The 9,200-nt window shown below is 37.3% G+C and carries 10 protein-coding genes; 2 read left to right on the top strand and 8 right to left on the bottom strand.

The window, feature by feature from the left end; genetic code table 11:
• The 5 genes from AACZ30_RS11245 to AACZ30_RS11225 all read right to left on the bottom strand — a co-directional run.
• On the bottom strand, positions 1-890 hold an 890-nt coding region (locus AACZ30_RS11245), incomplete at its 3' end, for a CTP synthase (RefSeq protein WP_339649422.1).
• Between the two features lie 122 nt (positions 891-1,012).
• Positions 1,013-1,249 carry a DUF3820 family protein gene (locus AACZ30_RS11240; RefSeq protein WP_093305874.1) on the bottom strand — a complete coding sequence of 79 codons (237 nt, stop codon included), beginning with the start codon at positions 1,247-1,249 and terminating at the stop codon, positions 1,013-1,015.
• Positions 1,250-1,294: 45 nt separating this feature from the next.
• Positions 1,295-1,663, bottom strand: a complete 369-nt coding sequence (locus AACZ30_RS11235; protein WP_339649420.1) for a response regulator — start codon at positions 1,661-1,663, stop codon at positions 1,295-1,297.
• Positions 1,660-2,526, bottom strand: a complete 867-nt coding sequence (locus AACZ30_RS11230; protein WP_093305870.1) for a histidine kinase — start codon at positions 2,524-2,526, stop codon at positions 1,660-1,662. Before AACZ30_RS11230 ends, AACZ30_RS11235 begins: the two co-directional genes overlap by 4 nt.
• 11 nt (positions 2,527-2,537) lie before the next feature.
• The gene (locus AACZ30_RS11225) at positions 2,538-3,110 is read right to left on the bottom strand and encodes a carboxymuconolactone decarboxylase family protein (protein WP_339649418.1); all 573 of its coding nucleotides are present in this window, start codon (positions 3,108-3,110) and stop codon (positions 2,538-2,540) included.
• Between the two features lie 169 nt (positions 3,111-3,279).
• On the opposite strand from AACZ30_RS11225, the gene AACZ30_RS11220 reads away from it, so the two are divergent.
• Together AACZ30_RS11220 and AACZ30_RS11215 are read left to right on the top strand one after the other, a co-directional pair.
• Positions 3,280-4,839 (top strand): FAD-dependent protein, encoded by a 1,560-nt coding sequence (locus AACZ30_RS11220; protein ID WP_339649416.1) that lies wholly within the window; start codon positions 3,280-3,282, stop codon positions 4,837-4,839.
• A 107-nt stretch (positions 4,840-4,946) separates the two neighbouring features.
• On the top strand, positions 4,947-6,473 hold the full coding sequence (locus AACZ30_RS11215) for a GH3 auxin-responsive promoter family protein (protein ID WP_339649415.1): 1,527 nt from the start codon (positions 4,947-4,949) through the stop codon (positions 6,471-6,473).
• On the opposite strand, the gene AACZ30_RS11210 is transcribed toward AACZ30_RS11215, so the two are convergent.
• The 3 genes from AACZ30_RS11210 to AACZ30_RS11200 all read right to left on the bottom strand — a co-directional run.
• The gene (locus AACZ30_RS11210; RefSeq protein ID WP_093305948.1) at positions 6,470-7,048 is read right to left on the bottom strand and encodes a hypothetical protein; all 579 of its coding nucleotides are present in this window, start codon (positions 7,046-7,048) and stop codon (positions 6,470-6,472) included. The two genes, AACZ30_RS11215 and AACZ30_RS11210, sit on opposite strands and share 4 nt — an antisense overlap.
• Positions 7,049-7,276: 228 nt before the next feature.
• The gene (locus AACZ30_RS11205; RefSeq protein WP_339649414.1) at positions 7,277-7,759 is read right to left on the bottom strand and encodes a DUF4168 domain-containing protein; all 483 of its coding nucleotides are present in this window, start codon (positions 7,757-7,759) and stop codon (positions 7,277-7,279) included.
• Positions 7,760-7,889: 130 nt separating this feature from the next.
• A partial coding sequence (locus AACZ30_RS11200; RefSeq protein ID WP_339649413.1) for a TIGR00341 family protein occupies positions 7,890-9,200 on the bottom strand: 1,311 nt, incomplete at its 5' end.

Here is a 9,200-nt window from a genome sequence, read left to right as displayed (position 1 = left end):
CCAATAGTAATTTCGGCTTTAGGGTTCTTATGTCTATCTAAAAACTGGTTCCAGCGATCTAAATTTGGCGTTGTTTCATCAGGTAAATGTAATTTCTTTAAGGTAACGGTGTCCAGGCCTTCTTTCAGCATTAAATTTGGAACATCGTAAATAGTAGCCGCATCAATACTCTGGATTACCGCTTCCTGCCTCACGTTACAGAAAATAGCCAGTTTACGACGAATATCGTCTGAAAGTTCGTGCTCTGTTCTACAAACTAAAATATCGGCTTTAAGTCCGCTTTCCATCAAAGTTTTTACACTGTGCTGGGTTGGTTTGGTTTTAAGCTCGCCTGCAGCGGCAAGATAGGGGACAAGGGTAAGATGAATAATTAACGCATTTTCATCGCCTAATTCCCATTTTAACTGGCGAACTGCTTCAATATAAGGTAAGGATTCAATATCGCCTACAGTTCCTCCAATTTCAGTAATTACAATATCGTAATCACCATTTTGACCAAGAATCTGGATACGATCTTTAATTTCATTGGTGATATGCGGAACCACCTGTACGGTTTTTCCTAAAAATTCCCCACGGCGTTCTTTTTCAATTACACTTTGGTAAATACGGCCGGTAGTTACATTATTTGCCTGGGAAGTATTAACGTTTAAAAAGCGTTCGTAATGGCCAAGGTCAAGATCGGTTTCGGCACCATCTTCAGTCACATAGCATTCGCCGTGTTCGTAAGGATTTAAGGTTCCTGGATCTACGTTAATGTAGGGGTCGAGTTTCTGAATAGTGGTTCTAAATCCACGCGCTTGTAATAATTTTGCCAGAGAAGCTGCTATAATTCCTTTTCCCAGGGAAGAAGAAACGCCGCCGGTGACAAAAATATACTTGGTTTCGGCCATCTTAAGAAGTGTTTGTTGCGTTGTTTGATTCAGGGCGCTAAATTACAAAGAAGAATAGAAAAGCCGTTAATTTTAAACCTAATATTTTTAAAGTTAAAACTCTGTTTTAGACTGAAGAATACTCAGGGTTTTGGAAACTTTCTTCTTATATCTCTAAGTAATTGTTCCATCCCATTGAGTTTAAGTTCAAACACCTCACTCATTTGCTGGCCAAGTTTGCCTTCGGGGAAACCTTTTTGGCGATACCAAACCAAATAATATTCTGGAATGTCGCTTAAATAATAGCCTTTGTATTTTCCAAAATGCATTTTAGCGTGTGCAAGTTCTAAAAGTGCTTTGTGGTTTGGTTTTAAACTCATTTAGTCAATAATCGGGATGGTTTAGGAAATGAATGCCGCTTCAGTTTACGATTGTTGCAAAATCGGTTGGAGCCTGGCAAACTTACTTTTGTTTAAAGGCTTTTCTATAAATTCTATAACCGCAGGGTATTCTTTGGCTTTATTACGGTCTACAGCACTGGTGCTGGAGGTAAGAATAATTATTCTATGTTCCTGGCCTTTAGATTTTAATAAATCAAGAAACTCCCAACCATTCATTTCGGGCATATTTAGGTCTAAAAATATAAGCGTGTTTTGCCGTTCTTCCAGGTAAACCAGGGCTTCTTCGGGATTGGTAAACTCTACAACATCTTTATCGTAACCTTCTATTTCCAGGAGTTTTCGGGTAATAAAATTGGCTATGGGCTGGTCGTCTACCAGGATAATGGTGCTCATAACTTTTTTGCTTTTAGCTGGGTTAATTCCGAAGATGCCATTTCAATAACTTCTCTTAAAACCTTATCCATTTCTTCTGATGATTGTTTAAGTTTTGGTACGAGTTCTTCCCTGCAGGTTTTATCATCAAAAACTTCAAAAAGCTGTACTATACCTTGGATTCTCGATAAAGGTTCTCTCACATTATGAGCATTTAAAGCTGAAATATGCAATAATTTCTCATTTTTTTCAACCACTTCTTTAGTTCGTTCGGCAATAGTTTGTTTTTGATTTTCTACAATTTGATTGATCTTTTTATTCTGATTTTTAATGACGTCTAATGCCTGTAATAGAGACTGATTTTTATGATAAAGCTCTTCTTTTAAATAAATTTCCTGAAACTTAGCCTGGAAACTATCACTTATTAATTTCAACATTTCAATATCGCCAACATCAAAAGCTTTATTCTTATCTGATATTAAGGAAACAGTAAAATCTACATCCATTTTTTTAAAGCTCCAACACCATAAAGATGGAGACTCTAAAGCAGTAGAATCAATTTTTTCACTCAATTGAGACGGAATTTCTTCAGTTTTAACCGGAATATTATTTTCTAGAATCTGCAATTCGTGCGAAAGTAAATTTTCTTTTGAAATAAGTTCAAATTCACCTTGCGAATTACACTGGCAATAGACCAGGTAAGACCCCGCCTGGTTTATACTAATTCTAAAAAGATGAAAATTAAGCAGATATTTTAAAAAACGCACTGAAACCTGCGAAACTTCCTCCAAACTCTTACAACGATTTAAATTGTTGCTGAATTTAGAAAAAGTTTCATAGGTAATTCTATAAACCCGGGAAGTTCTGTCTTGTAGGGATTCCATAATCTTCGGACTTATTCCGGAGTTTCCAGCAATTCGTTGTCTATTTTAATCCCTGATACATCAGCAATAGTATTCAACATATTTACTAAATCGGCCTGGGCCATTAATTCCTGGATTTCCTTTTGAGAAAAACCTGCTTTTTCCAGTTCCTCAAAATCTTCATCTGAAACTTCGCTATGATTTAGCGCCGCATTAGTTACAATTTTAACGGCAGTTCTAAAACTGGCCGGCATAGAAGGAGAGTCTATATTTTCTGTAGCTTTAAAACCCTCATCTTCAGAGATCATAGCGCTCATACTATCAGCGAAAATCCCGTGAGCATGCGAGCAATAATTGCAACCCCGTTCCTTAGATACATTGTAGATAATAAGTTGTTTAAGCACATTTGGAACTTCACCTTCCATTAAAGTATTCTTTAATTTACTCCAGTTTCCTTTTAATAAGGTAGCGTTGGTGCCCTGGCATTTAAACCAGTTTAAAACAAAGGGAAGCTGAAGAGTTTTCTTGGTATCATCATAAATTTCCTGAACTTCGGGAGAGGCTTCATCATATGAAACCATAGGGTAGCGTGCTGTAGAATTCATTCTGGTAATTGTTTATAAGAGATTAGGGTTTTTAAGGTTGTCCAAAATAAGTCAATATTTTAAAACGTCCTAAATTAATTTAGTGGTAATGGGCTTTTAACAACAGGCTGGTTTTTTAATTTTAAATCAACAAATTGGAAAAGTATATTTTTGTGATAGATTTTAAAAAATGAAGTACCAGTACCAAATAAGAGTAAGCCCAGAAGAGGCAGCAAATCAGCATAAACTTACGCAAGCGGTTTCCCGCCACGGTGGCATAGCTCTAAAAGATATTACTTATGTAAATATCTTAAAGCGATCTATAGATGCCCGGCAAAAAGCCATAAAGATCAATTTAAAAGTTGATGTTTATGTAAAAGAAGCATTTAAAGAAGATAAAATTTATCTCCCAGATTACCAGAATGTAGCAAACAAAGAGGGAATTATAATTGTTGGGGCCGGTCCCGCAGGCCTGTTTGCGGCCTTGCGATGTATTGAATTAGGATTTAAACCTATAATTATTGAACGTGGAAAGGATGTTAGAACCCGTAGACGCGATCTAAAAGCTTTAAATATTGAGCATATTGTAAACGAAGATTCTAATTACTGTTTTGGGGAAGGTGGCGCTGGCACTTATAGCGATGGCAAATTATACACCCGATCTAAAAAACGGGGTGATGTGGATAGAATTTTGAAATTACTTGTTGGTTTTGGCGCTACCCCAGAGATTATGGTAGATGCACATCCGCATATTGGCACGAATAAACTTCCGGCGATAATAGCAGATATTAGGGAACTAATTATTAATTGTGGCGGAGAAGTTCTTTTTGAAACCCGGGTGACCGATATTCTGGTGGCGAATAATAAAGTTACCGGAATTAAAACCTTAAAAGGTGAAACATTTAATTCTAAAAAAGTTATCCTCGCCACAGGACATTCGGCCAGGGATATTTTTGAACTTTTACATAGAAAAAATATAAAAATTGAAGCCAAGGCCTTTGCGCTTGGCGTTAGGGTAGAACACCCACAGGAATTAATAGATAAAATTCAATATAAATGTGATTCCAGGGGAGAATTTCTTCCACCTTCACCATATAGCATCGTAAAACAAATAGGCGGCAGGGGAATGTACTCTTTTTGTATGTGCCCCGGCGGAATTATAGCTCCCTGCGCTACTGCACCCGGTGAAGTTGTTACTAATGGTTGGTCTCCCAGTAAACGCGATCAACCAACCGCAAATTCGGGAATTGTGATAGAATTGAGATTATCAGATTTTAAAAATGCCGAAAAGAATCCCCTGGCAGCAATGGAATTCCAGAAGCACATAGAACAAAAAGCCTGGTTAGAGGGCGGAAGCACCCAAAAAGTGCCGGCTCAACGTTTAGTAGATTTTACCCAAGGAAAAATTTCTACAAATTTGCCGGTGACTTCTTATAAACCCGGCATTACTTCAACTGATTTAGGTGAAGTTTTCCCAAATTTTATTCATAAAACTTTACAGGAAGGTTTTAAAGAATTCAACAAAAGTATGCGAGGCTTTTTAACCAATGAAGCTGTGGTACACGCCCCGGAATCCAGGACTTCTTCCCCGGTAAGAATCCCGAGAGATCCTTATAGTTTTGAGCATGTACAAATAAAAGGGCTTTACCCCTGCGGGGAAGGCGCCGGTTACGCCGGCGGAATAATTTCTGCAGCAATAGACGGGGAGAGAAGTGCCGAAAAATGCGTGGAGAGTTTACAGAATTCTTAGTATTTTGAAAGGTTAAATTATTGATAATTGTCAAGACATTAATAGTGTTGATTTTGGTTTTTTTTATCTTCATTTTTTGAAAACAACCACCATTAAAAATCAAGATTATGCCCATAGTAGGTTCCTTAATAAAAAGTCTTATAGATCTTCGTGATACTATTGTTTCTGAACCGGAAGCAGAAGAAGCCCAAAAAGAGGTACTTACAAAACTGCTTAAAAAAGCTAAAGACACCCAGTTTGGAAAACATTACGATTTTGAATCAATTTTAAAATCTGATGATATTCAAAAAACCTTTGCTGAAAAGGTGCCTTATTTTGATTATAACAAATTAGAGAAGGAATGGTGGCATAAATTACACGATGGTGAAAAAGACGTAACCTGGCCGGGAAGACCTCCATATTTTGCAGTGAGTTCGGGTACTACCGGAACAAGCAGTAAGCGAATCCCGGTTACCGATGAAATGCTGGAGTCTATTAGAAAAGCAGGGATCAAACAGGTTAGTGCGCTAAGTAATTTTGATCTTCCGCCAGATTTCTTTGAAAAGGAGATTATGATGCTGGGAAGCTCTACCGATTTGGAGAAAGAAGGAGACCATAAAGAAGGTGAAATTAGCGGAATTAGCGCAAGTAATATTCCTTTTTGGTTTCGCGGTTATTATAAACCCGGGGAAGAAATTTCAAAAATCGAAGAATGGGATGAGCGAGTTCAACGTATTGCCGAAAACGCTAAGAACTGGGATATTGGAGCCCTAAGTGGAATCCCCTCCTGGTTAGAACTTATGATGAAAAAGGTTATTGAATATAATAATCTTGATAACATTCACGATATCTGGCCAAACCTGAGAGTTTACGCTTCTGGCGGAGTTGCATTTGAGCCTTACGAAAAGAGTTTTAATGCTTTATTGGGCCACCCAATTACGGTTATTGATACATATTTGGCTTCAGAAGGATTTTTGGCAGTACAGGCAAGACCTGATACCAATGCAATGAAACTTATTCTGGATAACGGAATTTATTTTGAATTTGTTCCTTTTAAGGCTGAATATATTAACCAGGATGGTTCTATCGTTGAAGATGCCCCGGTAATTTCTTTAGATGAAGTTGAACAAGAAAAAGATTATGTATTGCTTATCAGTACCGTTTCTGGTGCCTGGAGATATTTAATTGGTGATACTATTAAATTTACCGATGTTGAACGTAAAGAAATTCGCATTACCGGGAGAACAAAATTCTTTTTAAATGTGGTTGGTTCTCAACTTTCAGTAAATAAAATGAATGACGCCGTACAGGAACTTGAAGATAAATTTGATATTAAGATTCCCGAATTCACCCTGGCTGCGGTAAGAATTGATGGTGAGTTTCATCACCACTGGTATTTGGGAACCGAAGGCGATACTCCAGAAGAAGAACTTAAAGAGGCTTTAGATGAATCGCTTAAAAATGCTAATAAGAATTATAAAGTTGCGCGTTCTAAAGCTTTAAAAGGCGTGAAAGTGACTAAAGTATATCCCGATATGTTCCCTGAATGGAATGCCGCTAATAAGAAAAAAGGCGGGCAGGTGAAAATGGAAAAAGTTATGGACGAGGAGAAATTTGCAAAATGGGAAAAGTTTGTAAAAGAACAAAAAGCCTAATCGTCGTCTTCGTCAATTTCATCAATTAAAGCCATAATTTCTTCCTGTGAGAGGTAAAGTTTTTTGATTCTTGCCTTATAGGCATCAGCGAGGTGGGTGTGATTTAAAATAAAATCTTTAGTAGCAATAATATATTTTCCAAGTCCGTGGTTTACTGCATAGGTATCTGCGGCTCTTTCGGCTTCCTGAATATATCTTTTTGAAGTAAGGTATTTAATTCCAAACCAAACCATATTCGCTGCACTACGTTCACGATAATCCATAATGTGCCCAAGTTCGTGGCCAATCCAGCCAATAAGCACCTCTGACGGAACATTTTTTACATCAAAGACTTCATCTTCAATTTTAATGTGTTCGCTTATCATTACAAAATAAGATCGATTCTTTTTATTCTTTAATAATCCCGAAACTTTGGGCTGCGCTTGCATAAAAGATTTCTGGATCTTCTTTTTAAATTTGAATTCAATTGGGGTATCTCTTAGCTCGGGGTAGTGCGAAAGTGCTACGTAAGTTTCTCTCCAAATTTCATCGGGTACAATTTTATTTTCAAACTTTAAAGTATCTTTTTGTTTCATTTTTTCCTGGGCATAAAGCGCACTCCAATTCCATTGGCAAAAAAGAATTGCGGTGATTAATAAAAAATATTTTTTAAGAGTAGAATTCAAATTAGCTTTTCTGTATAAAGCTAAAAATATAGTAAACCAGCTGGTTTCGCCAAGAAAGTTCTTATAAAATAAACATAAAAAAAGGCCATCTATACAGATGACCTAATTTTATATCGATTTCTAAAACTAATTTAGAAATTATCCCTGCATTAGCTGTTGTAATCTCTGTTGTAGTTCAGTATCGGTTTGAAGTGCCATTGCGATTTTCTCATAACGAGCAACATGAAGACCTTCTTCTGAAATAGCATTTTCCATTTCTTTTTGAAACTCGCCCTGCATCCCTTCAATTTCTGAAACAACTTCTTTGTGCTTTGTCAGTTCATCTTCAGTAGCATCAACCTCGGTATTTGGGTCTAACGAGGCCTGGTGAATTTCATTAAAACGCTGAATGTCAAATCCGCTATCTTCTACTTTCTTCGCCATCTCCTGTTGCGCCTGTTGGTTTACCATTCTAATTTTCTGGTAAGCATCAGCAAATTTAGAAAGCTCCTCGTCACTAACATCTATATCTACAGTTTGCTGTTGTTGCTGTGGTAGTTGTTGAGTTTGGGCAAATACACTTGCTGATCCTAATAATGCAAAAGCAAATAATAAACCTGCAATCTTTTTTGATTTAATCATAATCGTTGTTTAAAGTTTTTAATGAGGCACAATCTAAAAAGATCATATTGCTACACAAAAGATATTGATAATTAATTTCGGTTTTTTAGAGAAACTTAACTCAAATTGAGAGCCTTGTTAAATTCCTGCTCTAAAATCCCCGGGCAGAAATTACTTCCAGATGAATAGGTTCTCCAATATCTTCTTCCAATTGTTTTTTGATGTCTCTCATTTCATCTCCACTTAGGTTTTCTGGTCCTACCAGGGTAAGAGAAACCCGCAAGGGATCTCCAAACCTAACTTTCACGTCTCTAATTACTAATTCGTTCACGGTAGAGCCTTCTAATTCTCGCGTAATACTGGCTTCTTTTTTAATTCGGTTAAAAGAAAGGGAAAGAGGAACCATTACCATCCCAATTAAAATTAGGGTATAAACCAAACCGAGTTTTGCTCGTTTAAAAGGTGCAAAACCAAGAATAAGAAAGGTGATCCCGGCAAACATAATAATACCCGCAAGGTTAGTTAGATATAATAAAAAAGCTCCTGAAAATACCTGCCAGTCCCACCAGCCAATTCCAATTCCCGACACGGCCAATGGTGGGACCAGGGCAACTGCAATAGCTACTCCCGCGAGACTTTTTGCAATTCCTTCTTTTGCGTGTGCATATGCTGCCGCAACCCCAGAGGCTACTGCAATTCCCATATCTAAAAGGGTAGGAGATAGACGCGCATCAATTTCAGAAGTAATTAATTTTATTGGAATTATGAGCGTAACACCCGAAGAGAATAAAAGCGAAACCCCTGTTCCAATTAGAATGGTGATAATTCCTCTCTTCAGCATATTGGTATCATAACGAACCATTCCCATCGCAAATGAAATGATAGGTGAAATAATAGGTGCCAGAATCATTGCTCCAATAATAACGGGGGAAGAATTAGCGAAAAGCCCAAAAGTGGCGATGAGTGTTGAAAGGATCATCATTACTACATAAATAGAGGTGGTTTTTGAGTTTTCCCGCAATACTTTAAACAGTTCCTGGAATTCTTCGGTGGTGGCTCGAGGAAAAATTGGTAGGGTACGTTTGGTTAACTCTTCACGTTTTTCACCCGTAGGCAGCGTATCGGTCTTATTGCTCTTTTTGAGGTTTGCTTCATCTTTTTCTGTACAATATTTACTAGCTTGAGCCAGGCACAAAGATTCGGGTTCTACCCTAAGTAATATTTCTTTGGCTTTTTCTTTTTCTCCATCTATAGTAAATTCTATTTCAGAAGAATTTTTAATGTGCAGTTTGGCAATCTTTATTCTTCCTATAAAAGAAGGCGTTCTGTCTAGTTGCTTACCGCCCGGAAGTAAACTGCGCAATAGAAACCAGATTAATTGCAATAAATTAGTTGGCGAAATAATAAGTGTAGTAAACATTCCATCGTTCAAAGAACTTTCGGAAACCAGTCTTCTGGCTAC

The sequence above is a fragment of the uncultured Salegentibacter sp. genome (assembly GCF_963972535.1).
GTDB lineage: Bacteria > Bacteroidota > Bacteroidia > Flavobacteriales > Flavobacteriaceae > Salegentibacter.
The sequence above is the reverse complement of the archived record's forward strand: the minus strand, read 5'-3'. Positions and strand labels throughout refer to the sequence as shown.

Excerpts from the sequence above, each read along its gene's own strand:
- AACZ30_RS11225 (WP_339649418.1), bottom strand. The coding sequence starts at position 3,110 with ATGAATTCTACAGCACGCTACCCTATGGTTTCATATGATGAAGCCTCT.
- AACZ30_RS11205 (WP_339649414.1), bottom strand. The coding sequence starts at position 7,759 with ATGATTAAATCAAAAAAGATTGCAGGTTTATTATTTGCTTTTGCATTA.
- AACZ30_RS11240 (WP_093305874.1), bottom strand. The coding sequence starts at position 1,249 with ATGAGTTTAAAACCAAACCACAAAGCACTTTTAGAACTTGCACACGCT.
- AACZ30_RS11230 (WP_093305870.1), bottom strand. The coding sequence starts at position 2,526 with ATGGAATCCCTACAAGACAGAACTTCCCGGGTTTATAGAATTACCTAT.
- AACZ30_RS11220 (WP_339649416.1), top strand. The coding sequence starts at position 3,280 with ATGAAGTACCAGTACCAAATAAGAGTAAGCCCAGAAGAGGCAGCAAAT.
- AACZ30_RS11235 (WP_339649420.1), bottom strand. The coding sequence starts at position 1,663 with ATGAGCACCATTATCCTGGTAGACGACCAGCCCATAGCCAATTTTATT.
- AACZ30_RS11215 (WP_339649415.1), top strand. The coding sequence starts at position 4,947 with ATGCCCATAGTAGGTTCCTTAATAAAAAGTCTTATAGATCTTCGTGAT.
- AACZ30_RS11210 (WP_093305948.1), bottom strand. The coding sequence starts at position 7,048 with ATGAAACAAAAAGATACTTTAAAGTTTGAAAATAAAATTGTACCCGAT.